This window comes from Streptomyces sp. NPDC002467, from assembly GCF_042889825.1.
Taxonomy (GTDB): Bacteria; Actinomycetota; Actinomycetes; order Streptomycetales; family Streptomycetaceae; genus Streptomyces.
Genome location: NZ_JBIARJ010000010.1, coordinates 35,961 through 52,450 on the forward strand (window position 1 = coordinate 35,961; position 16,490 = coordinate 52,450).

General features: G+C 67.9%; 17 protein-coding genes and 1 tRNA gene. 13 read left to right on the forward strand and 5 right to left on the reverse strand.

The annotated features are described in order from the left end of the window. Positions 1–39 precede the first annotated feature (39 nt). The 8 genes from ACFYYJ_RS21340 to ACFYYJ_RS21375 all read left to right on the forward strand — a co-directional run bounded on the left by ACFYYJ_RS21340 (position 40) and on the right by ACFYYJ_RS21375 (position 7,713). Positions 40–498 (forward strand): PaaI family thioesterase, encoded by a 459-nt coding sequence (locus ACFYYJ_RS21340; protein ID WP_384590511.1) that lies wholly within the window; start codon positions 40–42, stop codon positions 496–498. Positions 499–554: 56 nt separating this feature from the next. Continuing rightward, positions 555–950: a hypothetical protein gene (locus ACFYYJ_RS21345; protein WP_389134480.1), complete on the forward strand. Its 396-nt coding sequence runs from the start codon at positions 555–557 to the stop codon at positions 948–950. Positions 951–1,090: 140 nt separating this feature from the next. Further along, complete coding sequence (locus tag ACFYYJ_RS21350) at positions 1,091–1,582, forward strand: Tat pathway signal sequence domain protein (protein WP_389134482.1); 492 nt, start codon at positions 1,091–1,093, stop codon at positions 1,580–1,582. Positions 1,583–1,882: 300 nt separating this feature from the next. After that, a complete protein-coding gene (locus ACFYYJ_RS21355; protein ID WP_385128891.1) occupies positions 1,883–3,118 on the forward strand; it encodes a branched-chain amino acid ABC transporter substrate-binding protein in 1,236 nt (411 codons plus the stop codon). A gap of 118 nt (positions 3,119–3,236) precedes the next feature. Further along, positions 3,237–4,166 (forward strand): branched-chain amino acid ABC transporter permease, encoded by a 930-nt coding sequence (locus ACFYYJ_RS21360; protein ID WP_384746521.1) that lies wholly within the window; start codon positions 3,237–3,239, stop codon positions 4,164–4,166. A gap of 5 nt (positions 4,167–4,171) precedes the next feature. Beyond that, positions 4,172–5,992, forward strand: coding sequence for a branched-chain amino acid ABC transporter permease (locus ACFYYJ_RS21365; RefSeq protein WP_389134485.1), 1,821 nt, complete (start codon positions 4,172–4,174; stop codon positions 5,990–5,992). A 3-nt stretch (positions 5,993–5,995) separates the two neighbouring features. Beyond that, the gene (locus tag ACFYYJ_RS21370) at positions 5,996–7,000 is read left to right on the forward strand and encodes an ABC transporter ATP-binding protein (RefSeq protein WP_389134487.1); all 1,005 of its coding nucleotides are present in this window, start codon (positions 5,996–5,998) and stop codon (positions 6,998–7,000) included. After that, positions 6,997–7,713 carry an ABC transporter ATP-binding protein gene (locus tag ACFYYJ_RS21375; RefSeq protein ID WP_384746524.1) on the forward strand — a complete coding sequence of 239 codons (717 nt, stop codon included), beginning with the start codon at positions 6,997–6,999 and terminating at the stop codon, positions 7,711–7,713. Before ACFYYJ_RS21370 ends, ACFYYJ_RS21375 begins: the two co-directional genes overlap by 4 nt. A 94-nt stretch (positions 7,714–7,807) precedes the next feature. On the opposite strand, the gene ACFYYJ_RS21380 is transcribed toward ACFYYJ_RS21375, so the two are convergent. Next, the gene (locus ACFYYJ_RS21380) at positions 7,808–8,461 is read right to left on the reverse strand and encodes an ANTAR domain-containing response regulator (RefSeq protein WP_385128894.1); all 654 of its coding nucleotides are present in this window, start codon (positions 8,459–8,461) and stop codon (positions 7,808–7,810) included. Positions 8,462–8,553: 92 nt separating this feature from the next. On the opposite strand from ACFYYJ_RS21380, the gene ACFYYJ_RS21385 reads away from it, so the two are divergent. The 3 genes from ACFYYJ_RS21385 (at position 8,554) to ACFYYJ_RS21395 (ending at position 10,726) form a co-directional block, all read left to right on the forward strand. Further along, positions 8,554–8,636 (forward strand) — tRNA-Leu (locus tag ACFYYJ_RS21385). 86 nt (positions 8,637–8,722) lie between these two features. Then, on the forward strand, positions 8,723–9,499 hold the full coding sequence (locus ACFYYJ_RS21390) for a helix-turn-helix domain-containing protein (protein ID WP_389134490.1): 777 nt from the start codon (positions 8,723–8,725) through the stop codon (positions 9,497–9,499). A gap of 30 nt (positions 9,500–9,529) precedes the next feature. Next, positions 9,530–10,726: a serine hydrolase domain-containing protein gene (locus ACFYYJ_RS21395; protein ID WP_389134493.1), complete on the forward strand. Its 1,197-nt coding sequence runs from the start codon at positions 9,530–9,532 to the stop codon at positions 10,724–10,726. Here the strand turns inward: ACFYYJ_RS21395 and ACFYYJ_RS21400 are convergent. Further along, positions 10,723–11,256: a hypothetical protein gene (locus ACFYYJ_RS21400; RefSeq protein ID WP_389134496.1), complete on the reverse strand. Its 534-nt coding sequence runs from the start codon at positions 11,254–11,256 to the stop codon at positions 10,723–10,725. The genes ACFYYJ_RS21395 and ACFYYJ_RS21400 overlap by 4 nt on opposite strands. 49 nt (positions 11,257–11,305) lie before the next feature. On the opposite strand from ACFYYJ_RS21400, the gene ACFYYJ_RS21405 reads away from it, so the two are divergent. After that, positions 11,306–11,557: an EF-hand domain-containing protein gene (locus tag ACFYYJ_RS21405; RefSeq protein ID WP_389134498.1), complete on the forward strand. Its 252-nt coding sequence runs from the start codon at positions 11,306–11,308 to the stop codon at positions 11,555–11,557. 9 nt (positions 11,558–11,566) lie between these two features. Here the strand turns inward: ACFYYJ_RS21405 and ACFYYJ_RS21410 are convergent, their stop codons facing one another. From ACFYYJ_RS21410 to ACFYYJ_RS21420, 3 genes are all read right to left on the reverse strand, one after another. After that, the gene (locus ACFYYJ_RS21410; RefSeq protein WP_389134501.1) at positions 11,567–11,974 is read right to left on the reverse strand and encodes a hypothetical protein; all 408 of its coding nucleotides are present in this window, start codon (positions 11,972–11,974) and stop codon (positions 11,567–11,569) included. 261 nt (positions 11,975–12,235) lie between these two features. Next, complete coding sequence (pyk, locus tag ACFYYJ_RS21415; RefSeq protein ID WP_384746530.1) at positions 12,236–13,663, reverse strand: pyruvate kinase; 1,428 nt, start codon at positions 13,661–13,663, stop codon at positions 12,236–12,238. A 159-nt stretch (positions 13,664–13,822) separates the two neighbouring features. Beyond that, the gene (locus ACFYYJ_RS21420) at positions 13,823–14,524 is read right to left on the reverse strand and encodes an SIMPL domain-containing protein (protein WP_389134504.1); all 702 of its coding nucleotides are present in this window, start codon (positions 14,522–14,524) and stop codon (positions 13,823–13,825) included. A gap of 128 nt (positions 14,525–14,652) precedes the next feature. Here ACFYYJ_RS21420 and ACFYYJ_RS21425 point away from each other — a divergent pair, with 128 nt between their 5' ends. Beyond that, positions 14,653–16,461 carry a bifunctional metallophosphatase/5'-nucleotidase gene (locus tag ACFYYJ_RS21425; RefSeq protein ID WP_389134835.1) on the forward strand — a complete coding sequence of 603 codons (1,809 nt, stop codon included), beginning with the start codon at positions 14,653–14,655 and terminating at the stop codon, positions 16,459–16,461. Positions 16,462–16,490 lie beyond the last annotated feature (29 nt).

Sequence of the window (16,490 nt, forward strand, 5' to 3'; positions counted from 1 at the left end):
ACCATCAGGTTAACGAGCGTTGACGAACGGAGCCGGCCCATGGGTCACGACCACGCAGTGAAGTTCCCCCAGGACGTACTCGACCAGTACGCCGCCAAGGGCATCGACCTGCCCGCACTGTTCTCCGCGGGAGCCCTCGGACAGCGCATGGAGATCCGCATCCTGGAGGCCTCCGCCGAACGCGTCGTGGCCACCATGCCCGTCAAGGGCAACACCCAGCCCTACGGACTCCTCCACGGCGGCGCCTCCGCCGTCCTCGCCGAGACCCTCGGCTCCGTCGGCGCCATGATGCACGGCGGCATCGACAAGATCGCCGTCGGCGTCGACCTCAACTGCACCCACCACCGCGGAGTGCGCTCCGGCACCGTCACCGGCGTCGCCACCCCCGTCCACCGCGGCCGCTCCACCACCACCTACGAGATCGTCATCAGCGACGAGGAGGACCGCCGGGTCTGCACCGCCCGCCTCACCTGCCTGCTGCGCGACACGGACTCTTAACAACCCGGCCGATACGAGCAGTTGTGCAGCCACCGGCGCCGGTCTAGCGTTCCCGCATGGGATCGGGACCGGCGCCGCGGCGCGCCACGACCGCCTGCGCGGCGACGACACTCCTGGCCGCCGCGCTCCTCTCGTGCGGACCGAGCCCCTCCGCCTCGGGCACCCCCGCCGCGCACACCACCTCCCCCCAGGACCTGTGCACCGCCCTGATCACCCACTGGGCCGGAGTGATCCTCGACGCCGACCAGGGCCGGGACACCGTCGGCCTCGACTACCAGGCCATGGGCCTGTCCGGCGGCCAGAACGAGATCCTGCGCACCGTCCTCGACGGAGCCAGGGCCCAACAGCGCGCCAACGGCCCCGCCGCCGCACGCGAGTTCACCGACCGCGAGGCCGCCCGCCGCTGCGCCGACCGCTACCGCACGGGCACCCCGACCGGCGGCCCCTGGTGAGCGGCGGCATAGGGCCCGTCGAGCCCGGGGACGGCACCGAGGGACTCGAACGCCCGCCCGCGTCGCCCCGTACACCCGGCACGCGCGCTTCGGACCGGCTCCGCGAGCGGTACGCCCGCCACCGCCGGGCCGTCCTCGCCGTGGCCGCCGCGGCCGTGCTGGCCGCGGGCGCCGCCCGCTGGTACGCCACGCGACCCGCGCCGGTCACGGCCCCGCCGCCGCCCGCCCCGTCGCAGTCCGTGGCCCTCACCTACATGGAACCGCTGGATCCGGCCCCCGACGGCAGCGCGTTCGCGCTCACCGTCCGTGTGCGGAACAGGGCCGGCAACGCCGTCACGGTGGAGCGGATCGGCCAGCCGTCACGAGCGCTGAGCGTGACGATCCGGCCACCACTGCCGGTCACGGTCGGTCCCGGAGAGGCGCGCGACCTCGCGGTGCTCTTCCGAACGGAAGACTGCGTGCATGTGGCACGGAATTCCGGACTCCCTTTCCTTGAAGTAACCCTCAGTAATGGAATCCAGAAAGAGGATCACAGTTACATCCCCGGTGACCGTTATGCCAGGGATCTTTCCGTGGCCCTGACCAGGGCGTGTCCCGAAGATCGAGACGCCGCACCCACACCGTCGTCATGACCAAAAACCGCCAGAGTCCTGGCAAGACAGCAGCTAAACCGAGGTTTGATCCTCACCCGTCTCAGGATGTGGACAAGACGAAACGGCCTGAATTCCCCCGTTCCACCCGCACACATCCGCTATGCATTACGCCGTGGCATAACAAGAGAGTCACATCATTGGCCTCAGCCCTCCATAACCCGCGATCCGCCGCCTAGAGTCACCGCCAGTTACCGCGACCGCCGGATTTCCTTCAGTTCGGTTCCCCGCGTTCGACTCGACGCGTCCCACGGGGGACGCGGCGCCAGGAAAGGACTGATCGTGCGTCATCGTCAGCTCATCGCCGTGACCGCCGCCCTCGCTGCGGGCGCCCTCACTCTCACCGCCTGCGGCTCCCGCGACGCCAAGGGCGGAGCCACCGCCGACGGCGGCGGCACCACGGTCGTCATCGGCGTCGACGCCCCCCTGACGGGCGACCTCTCGGCCCTCGGTCTCGGCATCAAGAACTCCGCCGACCTCGCCGCCAAGCAGGCCAACGAGAAGGGCTACGTCAAGGGCATCACCTTCAAGATCGAAGCCCTCGACGACCAGGCGCAGGCCTCCTCCGGCCAGCAGAACGCCACGAAGCTCACGGCCAACAAGGACGTCCTCGGCGTCGTCGGCCCGCTGAACTCCTCGGTCTCCGAGTCCATGCAGAAGGTCTTCGACGACGCCAAGCTGGCCCAGATCTCCCCGGCCAACACCAGCCCGTCCCTGACCCAGGGCCCCAAGTGGGCCGAGGGCCAGAAGACCCGCACCTACAAGAGCTACTTCCGCACCGCCACCACGGACGCCATCCAGGGCCCGTTCGCGGCGCAGTACCTCTTCAACAAGGCGGGCAAGAAGAAGGTCTTCATCATCGATGACAAGAAGACCTACGGCGCCGGCCTCGCCGGAACCTTCAAGGGCGAGTTCACCAAGCTCGGCGGCGCCGTCGCCGGCGAGGGCCACATCGACCCCGAGTCCAAGGACTTCTCGGCGATCGTGACCCAGGTCAAGAGCTCCGGCGCCGACGTCGTCTACTACGGCGGCGAGTACCCCGCGGCCGGCCCGCTCAGCAAGCAGATCAAGGCCAGCGGCGCCACCATCCCGCTCGTCGGCGGCGACGGCATCTACGACAAGAAGTACGTCGAGCTCGCGGGCGGCGACAGCGCCGCGGGCGACCTCGCCACCTCCGTCGGCGCCCCCGTCGAGAGCCTGCCCTCCGCCAAGGACTTCGTCGACAACTACAAGAAGGCCGGCTACAAGGACCCGTTCGCGGCCTACGGCGGCTACTCGTACGACTCCGCCTGGGCCGTCATCGAGGCCGTCAAGAAGGTCGTCGACGCCAACGGCGGCAAGCTCCCGGCCGACGCCCGCGCCAAGGTCCTCGAAGCCGTCCAGGGCGTCTCCTTCGACGGCGTGACCGGCAAGGTCTCCTTCGACGAGTACGGCGACGCCACCAACAAGCAGCTCACCGTCTACAAGGTCGAGGGCACCGACTGGAAGTCCGTCGAGTCCGGCACCTACGGCGGCTGACCACCACCGGCGGCTAGCTCGCTGACTCGCTAGCCCCCCACCCCTCATTTGCCGCGCGGGGCGCGCACAATGCGCCCCGCGCGGTGTCACATCCGTCGAAAGACTCGGAGGACCTGCGGTGCACGAACTGCCGCAACAGCTGGTCAACGGCCTGCTACTGGGATCCATGTACGGGCTCGTCGCCATCGGCTACACGATGGTCTATGGCATCGTCCAGCTCATCAACTTCGCCCACGGCGAGATCTTCATGACCGGCGGGTTCGGAGCCCTCACGGTCTGGCTGATGCTCCCCGGTGGCACCACCATGTGGATCGCCCTGCCCCTCATGCTCATAGGCGCGATCCTCGTCGCCACCCTCATAGCCGTCGGCGCCGAACGCTTCGCCTACCGGCCACTGCGCTCCGCGCCACGCCTCGCCCCGCTCATCACCGCCATCGGCCTCTCCCTCGCCCTCCAGCAGGCGGTGTGGGCCTGGTACCCCGACGCGAAGTCCTCCATCGTCTTCCCCGAGATCCCCGGCGGACCCTTCCACATCGGCAGCATCACCATCCAGACCGGTGACGTCTTCCTCCTCCTCGCCGCCCCCGTCTCCATGGCCTTCCTCGGCTTCTTCGTCAAGAAGACCCGCACCGGCCGCGGCATGCAGGCCACCGCGCAGGACCCGGACACCGCCAAGCTCATGGGCATCAACACCGACCGCATCATCACGGTCGCGTTCGCCCTCGGCGCCGCCTTCGCCGCCATCGGAGCCGTCGCCTACGGCCTCAAGTACGGCGAAGTCAACTTCAAGATGGGCTTCCTCCTCGGCCTCAAGGCCTTCACCGCAGCCGTCCTCGGCGGCATCGGGAACATCTACGGCGCCATGATCGGCGGCATCGTCCTCGGCCTCGCCGAAACGCTGACCACCGCCTACGTCGCCGACGTACCCGGCATGCAGCAGCTCGGCGGCCAGTCCTGGGGCAACACCTGGGCGTTCGTACTCCTCATCCTCGTGCTCCTCTTCCGGCCACAGGGCCTGCTGGGTGAGCGCGTGGCGGACAGGGCGTGAGAAAGATGACGACCACCACCGCAGACACCACGTCCAACGTGACCACCACCCCCGTCCGAGGCCTCATAGCCCTCCCCGAGAAGACGGCCCGCGCCCTCGCCACCGCAGGCGGCGCCCTCACCGTCATCTCCTGCTTCCTCTCCTGGACCTGGACCGCCGCCTACCCCGGCAACCTCACCGTCGTCGGTTACCCCGGCGGCCTCCAGTGGCTCGTCCTCGTCGGCGGCGTCCTCACCACCCTCTTCGGCCTCGCCTCCTACGGAGTCAAGGGCCTCGGCTGGCTCGCCCCCGCCGGCACCGACGCGGCGATCAAGCTCGCCGCGCTCGCCGCCTTCGCCACCGCCTGGTACACGGTCATCTCGATCACCACCACCCTCGGCGGCGTCGTCAACCTCGAGCCCGGCGGCTTCGCCGTCGCCGCGACCTCCCTCCTCGCCCTCGTCGGCACCCTCGCGCTCCCCTTCCAGCACCCCGTGCTCGAAGGCCCCGACCCCGACGACAGCGCCTGGGAACAGCGCAAGCACCACCTCGGCAACCGCTGGACGACCGTCAAGGCCGCCCTCGCCGCCGACACCCCCCGGCCCGCCAAGCCCCTCCCGGCCTGGACCGAGATCCTCCTGATCGCCGCCGTCCTCGCCCTCACCCTCGGCGTCTTCACCTACGGCATCACCACCCCGTACCAGGAACTCTTCATCGGCTTCCTGATCACCGCCTGCTTCGGCTTCGCCGCCCTCAACAAGGCCGGCCTGGTGGCCCGCTTCACCGCGCTCACCGCCAAGCACCGCAACGTCGCCCTCGTCGGCGCCTTCGCCGCGGCGGCCGCCTTCCCGCTCACCCAGACCGACGACCAGTACGCGACCCTCGGCGTCAACATCCTCGTCTTCGCCACCGTCGCCCTCGGCCTGAACATCGTCGTCGGCCTCACCGGCCTCCTCGACCTCGGCTACGTCGCCTTCCTCGGAGTCGGCGCCTACACCGCGGCCATGGTCTCCGGCTCCCCGAACTCCCCCTTCGGCGTGCACCTCCCCTTCTGGGCCGCACTCCTCATCGGCGCCGGCGCATCCATGGTCTTCGGCGTCCTCATCGGCGCCCCGACCCTGCGACTGCGCGGCGACTACCTCGCCATCGTCACCCTGGGCTTCGGAGAGATCTTCCGCATCTCGATGAACAACCTCGACGGCACCTCGGGCCCCGACATCACGAACGGCCCCAACGGCATCGCCGGCATCCCCAACGTCGACCTCTTCGGATTCGACTTCGGCGCCAGCCACACCATCGCCGGATTCACCATCGGCCGCTTCGCCAACTACTTCCTGCTGATGCTCCTGGTCACCCTCATCGTGATCATGGTCTTCCGCCGCAGCGCCGAATCCCGCATCGGCCGCGCCTGGGTCGCCATCCGCGAAGACGAGACCGCCGCCGAAGCCATGGGCATCAACGGCTTCCGCGTCAAGCTCATCGCCTTCGCCCTCGGCGCCACCCTCGCCGGCCTCGCCGGAGCCGTCCAGGCACACGTCAACTACACGGTCACCCCCGACCAGTACGTGTTCGCCAACGCCGTCCCCCCGAACTCCGCCTTCCTCCTCGCCGCGGTCGTCCTCGGCGGCATGGGCACCATCAGCGGACCCCTCGTCGGCGGCTCACTGCTCTTCCTCATCCCGAACAAGATGCAGTTCCTCGGCGACTACCAGCTCCTCGCCTTCGGCATCGCTCTCATCGTCCTGATGCGCCTGCGCCCCGAAGGCATCATCCCCAACCGGCGCAACCAGCTCGAGCTCCACAAGGACCTCGAAGCGCCCACAGTCCTCAGCAAGACAGGGGCCTGACCCATGACGACCACCACCACCGCCGTCGCGGCGGAGACCGTCCTGGACGCACGCGGCGTCACGATGCGCTTCGGCGGCCTCACCGCCGTCAAGAACGTCGACCTGACCGTCCGCAGCGGCGAGATCGTCGGCCTCATCGGCCCCAACGGCGCCGGCAAGACCACCTTCTTCAACTGCCTCACCGGCCTCTACATCCCCACCGAGGGCGAAGTCCGGTACAAGGGCACGGTCCTGCCCCCCAAGTCCTTCAAGGTCACCGCGGCCGGCATCGCCCGCACCTTCCAGAACATCCGTCTCTTCAACAACATGACGGTCCTGGAAAACGTCCTCGTCGGCCGCCACACCCGCACCAAGGAAGGCCTCTGGTCGGCCCTCCTGCGCCTGCCCAGCTTCAAGCGCGCCGAAGAGGCCAGCCGCGAGAAGGCCATGGAACTCCTCGCCTTCATCGGCCTGGACCACAAGGCGGAGCACCTCGCGCGCAACCTCCCGTACGGCGAACAGCGCAAGCTCGAAATCGCCCGCGCCCTCGCCAGCGACCCCGGCCTCATCCTCCTGGACGAGCCCACCGCCGGCATGAACCCGCAGGAGACCCGGGCCGCCGAAGAACTCATCTTCGCCATCCGGGACAAGGGCATCGCCGTCCTCGTCATCGAGCACGACATGCGCTTCATCTTCAACCTCTGCGACCGCGTCGCCTGCCTCGTCCAGGGCGAAAAGCTCATCGAGGGCACCGCCGCCGAAGTCCAGGGCGACGAGCGCGTCATCGCCGCCTACCTCGGCGAACCCTTCGAAGGCGCCCCCGGCGCCGAAGAAGCCGCAGTGGTCGAGGCCGCCGAAGCCGCAGCCGCGGAGGCCGTCGAGGCCGCCGAGGCGGAGGTCGAGGCCACCGCCGACGAGGCCACCGCCGACGAGGCCGAGGCCGAGGCAGATGAGGCCACCGAGGCCGAGCCCGCCGCCGACACCGCCGAGGCGGACAGCACCACCAGCACGGACGGAGAAGCCAAGTGACCGCACTCCTCGAGGTCGAAGACCTCCGCGTCGCCTACGGCAAGATCGAAGCCGTCAAGGGCATCTCCTTCACCGTCAACGAGGGCGAGATCGTCACCCTCATCGGCACCAACGGCGCCGGCAAGACCACCACCCTGCGCACCCTGTCCGGCCTGATCAAGCCCAAGGGCGGCCAGATCAAGTTCCAGGGCAAGTCGCTCAAGAAGGTCGCCGCGCACGACATCGTCCAGCTCGGGCTCGCCCACTCCCCCGAGGGGCGGCACATCTTCCCGCGCATGACGATCGAGGACAACCTCCTCCTCGGCGCCTTCCTCCGCAGCGACAAGGACGGCATCCAGAAGGACGTCCAGCGCGCCTACGACCTCTTCCCCATCCTGGGAGAGCGCCGCAAGCAGGCCGCCGGCACCCTCTCGGGCGGCGAGCAGCAGATGCTCGCCATGGGCCGCGCGCTCATGTCCCAGCCCAAGCTGCTCATGCTCGACGAGCCCTCCATGGGCCTCTCGCCGCTCATGATGCAGAAGATCATGGCGACGATCGCCGAGCTCAAGGCCACCGGCACGACCATCCTCCTGGTCGAGCAGAACGCCCAGGCCGCGCTGTCCCTGGCCGACCAGGGCCACGTCATGGAGATCGGCAAGGTCGTCCTGACCGGCGAAGGCCGCGACCTCCTCGTCAACGAGGACGTCCGCAAGGCCTACCTCGGCGAGGACTGACCCCGCCCGTCGGCCGCGCGCCGGCCGACTGAACACGTGAGGCCCGTCTCCCCTCGGGGGGAGACGGGCCTCACTTCGTTGCCGGGGACTTCTTTCAGTTCCCGCTGTCCTTCTTCTTCGCCTCGGCGTCCTCGATGACCACCTCGGCGACCTGTTGCATCGACATGCGGCGGTCCATGGAGGACTTCTGGATCCACCGGAACGCGGCGGGCTCCGTCAGGCCGTACTGGGTCTGCAGGATGCTCTTGGCGCGGTCGACGAGCTTGCGGGTCTCCAGACGCTGGGAGAGGTCGGCGACCTCCTGCTCCAGCGCCTTCAGCTCCGCGAAGCGGGACACGGCCATCTCGATGGCCGGCACGACGTCGCTCTTGCTGAACGGCTTCACGAGGTACGCCATCGCGCCGGCGTCCCGGGCCCGCTCGACGAGGTCGCGCTGCGAGAACGCGGTGAGCATCAGCACGGGGGCGATGGACTCCTCCGCGATCTTCTCTGCTGCGGAGATGCCGTCCAGTACGGGCATCTTCACGTCGAGGATGACGAGGTCGGGCCGGTGCTCGCGGGCGAGCTCCACGGCCGTCTGCCCGTCACCGGCCTCGCCGACCACGGCGTAGCCCTCTTCTTCGAGCATCTCCTTGAGGTCGAGACGGATGAGCGCCTCGTCCTCGGCGATGACGACACGGGTCGTCAGCGGAGGGACGTGCGACTGGTCGGCGTCGGGGGCGGGCGTCGACTCGTGCTCGGCGGTCACGGGGGCTCCTCTTTGCGGGGCTCTGCTGCTTGGATGAGCCTACCTAGCAGCGCAGGCGCATGGTCACCCGGTACACTCCGACGAGCAACCCTGCCGGGTTGGTGGAATGGCATACACGGATGTCTCAAACACATCTGCCCGTGAGGGCTTGCGGGTTCGAGTCCCGCACCCGGCACATGCGCGAAGAGCGAACGTTCACTTTCGAGTGAACGTTCGCTTTTTTGCTACCCAACGCCACCGACAGTCACGCACAGTAGCCACATGAAGTTCCACAGCCTGGAGATACGACAAACGGCTCTCTCCCTGTTACGGGACGGCAGGCAAAACTCGGAGGTAGCCCGCCATCTCAATGTCCCGCTCGGCACCATCGGCTACTGGAAGCACATGGACCGCGCCAAGCGCGGAGAGTGCCCCGGCGCCCACAATCCGGACTGTCCCAGGTGCGATGGCAGCGCGCTCGATGAGCATGCGTACGCGTACCTGCTGGCCCTCTATCTCGGCGATGGCCACATAAGTCATTACTCGGGCCACCGCGTGCCCAACCTCATGATCACCTGTGGGGACGACTGGCCCGGCCTGATGGACGCCACCGAAAAGGCTATGCGTCTCGTCTTCCCGTTCAACAAGGTCTGTCGCGTACGCAAGATCGGTTGCCACAACGTCAAGGTCTACTCCAAGCACGTTGAATGCCTGTTCCCGCAGCACGGCCCTGGCAGGAAGCACGATCGTCGGATCGTCCTCGAAGACTGGCAGCAGGCAATCGTCGATACCTACCCCTGGGAGTTCATCCGGGGGCTGATCCACTCCGATGGGTGTCGGATCACCAACTGGACCGTCCGCAACGGCAAGCGCTACGAGTACCCGCGATACTTCTTCACCAACAAGTCCGACGACATCCGGAAGCTCTGCACCGACACCCTCACCAAGGTCGGTGTGGAGTGGACCATCACCGCCCGCGGCAGCGATCCGTACAACGTGTCAGTCGCCCGCAAGGCATCCGTCGCCCTTATGGACGAACACGTCGGGCCGAAGCACTAGAGACGATCACCCGCGCCCTACGGTCGGCGCATGAACCGACCACGTCTCGCCGTGACCGCCGCCCTGCTCGCCGCCGTATGGGCCGGGACCGTTCCGACCGCCTACGCAGCCGACCCCTCCCCCGTGACGCAGGCCCTGCAAGCCGCGATGGCCGCCGGCGCCCCCGGGGCCATGGCCCGGTTCAGTGAGCCCGGTGGGGTGCGGACCGAGGTGGTCGGGGTGCGGGACCGGCGGACGGGGGCGGCCATGGATCCTCGGGCGCGGTTCCGGATCGGGAGTGTGACCAAGACGTTCTCCGCCGTCGTCGTGCTGCAGCTGGTCGACGAGGGGAAGGTGCGGCTGGACGAGCCGGTGGAGACCCATCTGCCCGGGGTGCTGCCCGACCGGCGGATCACCGTGCGGCATCTGCTGAGCCACCGCAGTGGGCTGGCCGATTACACGGACGCCATGTTCGAGAAGACCGTGCCCGGCTTCGAGGCGGTGCGGAAGCGGGTGTTCGGGTACCGGGAGCTGGTGGAGCTGTCGCTGCGGGAGCCGAGGACGAACGAGCCGGGTGTGGCGTACTCGTACTCGAACACCAACTTCGTCGTGCTCGGGATGCTGATCGAGAAGGTGACCGGGCGGCCGGTGGGCGAGGCGTACGTCGCTCGCGTGTTCAGGCCGCTGGGGCTGCGCGACACCTCGTACGTGCATCCGGGGACGAAGATCGCGGGGCGGCACGTGCGGGGCTATCTGCATCCGGACGAGGAGGGCGGGGCCCTGGTGGATTCGACGGAGCAGACGGTGTCGTGGGCGCAGTCGGCGGGGGCGGTGATCTCGACGGTTGCCGATCTGAACACCTTTACGTCGGCGTTGTTGGGTGGGCGGCTGTTGCCGGCGCGGATGTTGGATCCGATGGTGACGGTGACGCCGGTGGATGCGGCGGGGACCCGGTTCTACGGGCTGGGGCTGCGTCGGTACGACCTGTCGTGCGGGACGTCGGTGTACGGGCACACGGGGACGGTGCAGGGGTTCTACACGTACGCGTTCTCCACGCGGGACGGTCGGCGGAGTCTGGCGGCGATGGCGAACACGTCGAACCGGGGTTCCGCGAACACGGCGCTGGGCGGGACGCTGGAGGCGGCGTTCTGTGGTGTGGCGCCGGCGGCGGCTCGGGCGGAGACGGGGCGGGGGTTCTCGGCAGGTCCTGCGGATGTGGACCTGCCGGAGCGCCACGCGGCGTTCTAGTCGTCGGCGGCGACGATCAGGGTGAGGTGTCCGGCGGTTCGGTCGATGACCACGAATTCGTGGAAGTACTCGTGGACGCGGCCCCAGTCGTGGGTGTTCTCGTCGTCGAGTTCGCCGAGGTGGTAGATGCGGTCGGCCGCCGTCATGCGGTCGAAGATCTCTCGCTGGAGGTCGGTTTCCAGTGCGGGCGATTGCGTGCAGGCGGGGACCGACCAGTCCCTGATGATGCGCTCGCAGGTGCGCGCGGGGAGGGGTTCGTACTGGTCGGGGGTGATGGCGGTGATCCAGTACGGGCCGTGTCGGGGTTCTTCCGGTATGACTCCGGCGCCGATGTAGGTGTCGCGGAACTGTTCGTGTGCGATGAGGGCGGTGAGGAGTTCCCGGTCGGTGGTGGTGGTCGGTGGGAGTCGGAAGTGTTTGTGGTCGACCCATCGGTATCCGTGGTGCCACCCGGAGGTGAGGTAGTCGCGGAAGTTGATGAGGGCGTCGCGCTCGTGGGTGAGTTCGTTCGGCGTGGGGGCTGCGTTCATGGGACTGAGGTTAGGTTGAGGTGATGGCCGGTTCGGAAGGGGATGCGTGATGAGTGAGAAGGCCCGGAAGCTGTTCGATGCGCTGGATCTGAATCATGACGGGCAGCTGACTCGTGTGGAGGTGATCACGGCGTTGCGGTCGAAGGGGCCGACGTTGGCGGCGCAGGGGGATCTGCCGTCGTGGGCGTTGGGGGATGCGGATGCGTCGTCGGCGTTGTTCGATGCGGCGGATGCGAACGGGGATGAGGTGTTGACGTTCGAGGAGTTCGAGGCGGTGGTGGACCGGCGGTTCGGCTGGTAGGGCCGGCTGTCAGATGGTGCGGCCGATGTGGATCATGAGCCAGATGAGGCCGGTGGTGGCGCCCCACAGGAGCAGGGACGAGAGGGCGACCAGTAGGCGTACGGGGACGGAGTAGACGCCCACGTTGGTCCCGGGAGCATTCGGGTCGTAGCTGATCTTGATCTCGGGGGCGTATGCCTGCCGGTGGTGGAGGCGGGCTGTGCCGCTGTGGTCCGTGTACCGGTACGTCCCTGTTGCGCCGCCGGGCCTGGTGCGCGCCGCTGTCACAGTGATGCCGTGTCGGGGGAGGCGCCACATCAGGTAGCCGCGCTCCATCGTGTAGGTGCTGATGATGTTGAGGATCAGCGCCGTGACGCCCATCAGGGCGGCGAGGACGAGTGCTGCCGGTTGTCCGTTGGTGACGACGAGCACGCTCATGGTGACGAGTGCGGTGAGGCTTGGGCCGAGGGCGACCGCCGCCCAGGCCGGGCCTCTGGCTTTGCGGCCGTTGCCGGCGAGGGGGCCGTCTTCGTGGCGTAATGCGGCTCCACCGCGGCCGTGGAGGGCGGGAGTTGGGGAGGGTGTGGTCGGCATGGACTCGATCGTAGGACGTGATCGGGCCTTCGGGCGGGGGCCTGCCGCGTCGGGCCGTGTTGCCCGACGCGGTGCGTGTGGTGCCGTGCCGTTCGTGCCGTCGGGTCAGCGGACGGGGTCGCCGATGTGGTGGATGCGGACCATGTTGGTGGAGCCGCTGACGCCGGGGGGTGAGCCGGCGGTGATGACGACGGTGTCTCCGGGGGCGCAGCGGCCGATGCGGAGGAGTTCTTCTTCGACTTGGGCGACCATGGCGTCGGTGGAGTCGACGTGGGGGCCGAGGAAGGTTTCGACGCCCCAGGTGAGGTTGAGTTGGGAGCGGGTGGCGGGGTCGGGGGTGAAGGCGAGGAGGGGGATGGGTGAGCGGTAGCGGGAGAGTCGGCGGACGGTGTCGCCGCTCTGGGTGAAGGCGACGAGGAATTTGGCGTCGAGGAAGTCGCCCATTTCGGCGGCGGCTCGGGCGACGGCTCCGCCTTGGGTGCGGGGCTTGTTGCGGTCGGTGAGGGGCGGGAGTCCCTTGGCGAGGATGTCTTCTTCGGCGGCTTCGACGATGCGGGACATGGTCTTGACGGTTTCGATGGGGTATTTGCCGACGCTGGTTTCGCCGGAGAGCATGACGGCGTCGGTGCCGTCGATGATGGCGTTGGCGACGTCGGAGGCTTCGGCGCGGGTGGGTCGGGAGTTGTCGATCATCGAGTCGAGCATTTGGGTGGCGACGATGACGGGCTTGGCGTTGCGCTTGGCGAGTTTGACGGCGCGCTTTTGGACGATGGGGACTTGTTCCAGGGGCATTTCGACGCCGAGGTCGCCGCGGGCGACCATGATGCCGTCGAAGGCGGCGACGATGTCGTCGATGTTGTCGACGGCCTGGGGCTTTTCGATCTTGGCGATGACGGGGAGGCGGCGGTCTTCTTCGTCCATGATGCGGTGGACGTCTTCGATGTCGCGGCCGCTGCGGACGAAGGAGAGGGCGATGACGTCGGCGCCGATGCGCAGGGCCCAGCGGAGGTCTTCGATGTCCTTGTCGGAGAGGGCGGGGACGGAGACGGCTACGCCGGGGAGGTTGAGGCCTTTGTGGTCGGAGACCATGCCGCCTTCGATGACGGTGGTGTGGACGCGGGGGCCGTCGACCGCGGTGACTTCGAGGGTGACGCGGCCGTCGTCGACGAGGATGCGTTCGCCGGTGGTGACGTCTGCGGCGAGTCCTTTGTAGGTGGTGCCGCAGGTGTGGCGGTCGCCTTGGTGGTCTTCGACGGTGATGGTGAAGTTGTCGCCGCGTTCAAGGAGTACGGGGCCTTCGTGGAAGCGGCCGAGTCGGATCTTCGGGCCTTGAAGGTCGGCGAGGATGCCGACGCTGCGGCCGGTCTCGTCGGAGGCCTTGCGTACGCGCTGGTAGCGCTCCTCGTGTTCGGCGTAGGTGCCGTGGCTGAGGTTGAAGCGGGCGATGTCCATTCCGGCTTCGACCAGGGCTTTGATCTGGTCGTATGAGTCGGTTGCGGGGCCCAGGGTACATACGATTTTCGCTCGGCGCATGGGGCGAGCGTATTCCCCTACTTAGGAGTAGGTAATCGCTTCCGGGTGGACACTCAACAACCGTTGGGCAAAAGGTTGTTGACATTTGTTGAATGTGCATGGGGGTGCTCTGATGAGCACCCCCATGGGGTGTTTTCCGGTGCTTTCGGGGCGGCGGTCTCAGAGTTGTGGCGGGGTCATGGTGAAGCGGGCGTTGACCTGGGCGTGGACGGTCTGGCGCTGGGGTTCGAGGTCGAGGGGTGGGGGGCCGGCGTCTTCGGTGGCGCTGAAGGCCATGGTGCGCATTCCGGCTCCGGGGGCGCCCTGGTAGGGGGTGGCGTTCTCGGCGCCGAGGTCGGCGAGTTCGACGAGGGCGGCGAGGCGGGCGCCGAGGGCTTCGGCGTATTCGCGGGCGCGTTGGACGGCTTCGAGTACGGCTTGGCGGCGGGCTTCGCCGTGGGCGGGTGAGGTGGGGCGCAGGGCCCACCAGGGGCCGTCGACCTGGGTGAGTTCGAGGTCGGCGAGGCGGGTGGTGAGTTCGCCGAGGGTGGTGAAGTCGCTGAGTTCGGCGGTGATGTGGACGCGGCCGTGGTAGGCGCGGATGCGTTCGGCGCGGCCGTGGCGGGTGAGTTCGGGGGTGATGGAGAAGGAGCCGGTTTCGAGTTTTTCGACGGGGTCGCCGTAGCTCTTGATGAGGTCGAGGACGGTGTTGTTGCGGCGGGTGAGGTCTTCGAGGGCGGTGCGTCGGTCGGTGCCGCGGGCGCTGACGGTGATGCCGATGCGGGCGATTTCGGGGTCGACTTCGAGGTGGGCTTCGCCGCGGACTGCCACGCGGGGGACTTCGGGGGTTCCGTAGGGCTGGTGGGGTGCGTCCTGGGTCATGGTTTCACTGTCGCACCGGGGCCCGTGGGGGTGTGGTCATCGGATCGAAACCTGGTGGGGGTGTTGCGGCTTGTTACCTGTGGGTCAGAATCTACGCGCGTTGTTCACGCCTCAAAAGGGGAGATGGCATGGCGTTCGACCGCAGGACTTTTCTGGGGACCACGGCTGCGACGGGTGCGGCCGTGGCGTTGGCGGGGGCCACGAGCTCCCCTGCCGCCGCCGCGGAGTCGGCTGGGCCGGCGGGTTCGGCCGGTGCGCGTACGTACTCGTTCACGGTGATGGGCACGACGGACTTGCACGGGAATGTCTTCAACTGGGACTACTTCACGGACAAGGAGTTCGACGACAAGGCGCACAACGACGTGGGTCTGGCGAAGATCTCGACGCTGGTGGAGCAGGTGCGTGCGGAGAAGGGTCGCTGCAACACGCTGCTGATCGACGCGGGTGACACGATCCAGGGCACGCAGTTGTCGTACTACTACGCGAAGGTGGATCCGATCACGGCGCGGCGTGGTCCGGTGCACCCGATGGCGCAGGCGATGAACGCGATCGGGTACGACGCGGCGGCGCTGGGGAACCACGAGTTCAATTACGGGATTCCGGTGCTGCGGAAGTTCGAGGAGCAGTGTCGCTTCCCGCTGTTGGGGGCGAACGCGCTGGATGCGAAGACGCTGCGGCCGGCGTTCGCGCCGTACAGCATGCACCGGTTGCGGACTCCGCACGGGCGTGATGTGAAGGTGGCGGTGCTGGGGCTGACGAACCCGGGGATCGCGATCTGGGACAAGGCGAACGTGCAGGGGAAGATGACGTTCCCGGGTCTGGAGGAGCAGGCGGCGAAGTACGTGCCGCGGCTGCGTTCGATGGGTGCGGACGTGGTGATCGTGTCGGCGCATTCGGGGTCGAGCGGGACGTCTTCGTACGGTGACCAGTTGCCGTACATCGAGAACGCGGCGGGTCTGGTGGCGGAGCAGGTGCCGGGGATCGACGCGATCCTGGTGGGGCACGCGCACACGGAGATTCCCGAGTACCGGGTGAAGAACAAGGCGACCGGCAAGGACGTGGTGCTGTCGGAGCCGTTGAAGTGGGGGCAGCGGCTGACGCTGTTCGACTTCGAGCTGTCGTGGTCGAAGGGCCGCTGGTCGGTGGAGAAGGTCTCGGCGAAGGTGTTGAACTCGAACACGGTCGCGGAGGACCCGAAGATCACGGGGTTGCTGGAGGACGAGCACCGCAAGGTCGTGGCGTACGTGAACCAGGTGATCGGTACGTCGACGCAGGTGATGTCTTCGGCGGAGGGTCCGTTCAAGGACGTCCCGATCATCGATCTGATCAACCACGTGCAGGCGGAGACGGTGAAGGCGGCGCTGGCCGGCGGGGAGTACGCGGCGCTGCCGGTGCTGTCGCAGGCGTCGTGCTTCTCGCGGACGGCCTCGATTCCGGCCGGGCAGGTGACGATCAAGGACGCGGCGGGTCTGTACCCGTTCGAGAACACCCTGGAGGCGCGTCTGATGACGGGTGCGCAGCTGAAGGACTATCTGGAGTACTCGGCGAAGTACTACGCGCAGACGGCGCCGGGTGATGTGGTGGATCCGGCGAAGCTGACGAACGCCGAGGCGACTCCGGACTACAACTACGACGTGGTGTACGGCTTGTCGTACGACATCGACGTCGCGCAGCCGAAGGGTTCGCGGATCGTGAACCTGACGTTCGGTGGGAAGCCGCTGGATCCGGCGGCGCGGTTCGTGCTGGCGGTGAACAACTATCGGGCTTCGGGTGGTGGGAACTTCCCGCACGTGCCGGGTGCGCAGCAGTTGTGGGCGAACTCGGACGAGATCCGGAACACGATCATCGGGTGGGTGAAGGCGAAGGGGACGGTGGATCCGGCGCAGTTCGCTTCGGTGGACTGGCGGCTGACGCGGGCGGGTGTGCCGGTGTTCTAGGCGTTGGTCGTGCCCGTACGGGGCCGGGG

Bases quoted from the DNA above. Each gene is read 5' to 3' on its own strand.
- ACFYYJ_RS21365 (WP_389134485.1), top strand. From the start codon at position 4,172: ATGACGACCACCACCGCAGACACCACGTCCAACGTGACCACCACCCCC.
- ACFYYJ_RS21410 (WP_389134501.1), bottom strand. From the start codon at position 11,974: ATGAGCGTGCTCGTCGTCACCAACGGACAACCGGCAGCACTCGTCCTC.
- ACFYYJ_RS21345 (WP_389134480.1), top strand. From the start codon at position 555: ATGGGATCGGGACCGGCGCCGCGGCGCGCCACGACCGCCTGCGCGGCG.
- ACFYYJ_RS21390 (WP_389134490.1), top strand. From the start codon at position 8,723: ATGAAGTTCCACAGCCTGGAGATACGACAAACGGCTCTCTCCCTGTTA.
- ACFYYJ_RS21405 (WP_389134498.1), top strand. From the start codon at position 11,306: ATGAGTGAGAAGGCCCGGAAGCTGTTCGATGCGCTGGATCTGAATCAT.
- ACFYYJ_RS21395 (WP_389134493.1), top strand. From the start codon at position 9,530: ATGAACCGACCACGTCTCGCCGTGACCGCCGCCCTGCTCGCCGCCGTA.
- ACFYYJ_RS21370 (WP_389134487.1), top strand. From the start codon at position 5,996: ATGACGACCACCACCACCGCCGTCGCGGCGGAGACCGTCCTGGACGCA.
- ACFYYJ_RS21425 (WP_389134835.1), top strand. From the start codon at position 14,653: ATGGCGTTCGACCGCAGGACTTTTCTGGGGACCACGGCTGCGACGGGT.
- ACFYYJ_RS21400 (WP_389134496.1), bottom strand. From the start codon at position 11,256: ATGAACGCAGCCCCCACGCCGAACGAACTCACCCACGAGCGCGACGCC.
- pyk (WP_384746530.1), bottom strand. From the start codon at position 13,663: ATGCGCCGAGCGAAAATCGTATGTACCCTGGGCCCCGCAACCGACTCA.
- ACFYYJ_RS21420 (WP_389134504.1), bottom strand. From the start codon at position 14,524: ATGACCCAGGACGCACCCCACCAGCCCTACGGAACCCCCGAAGTCCCC.
- ACFYYJ_RS21340 (WP_384590511.1), top strand. From the start codon at position 40: ATGGGTCACGACCACGCAGTGAAGTTCCCCCAGGACGTACTCGACCAG.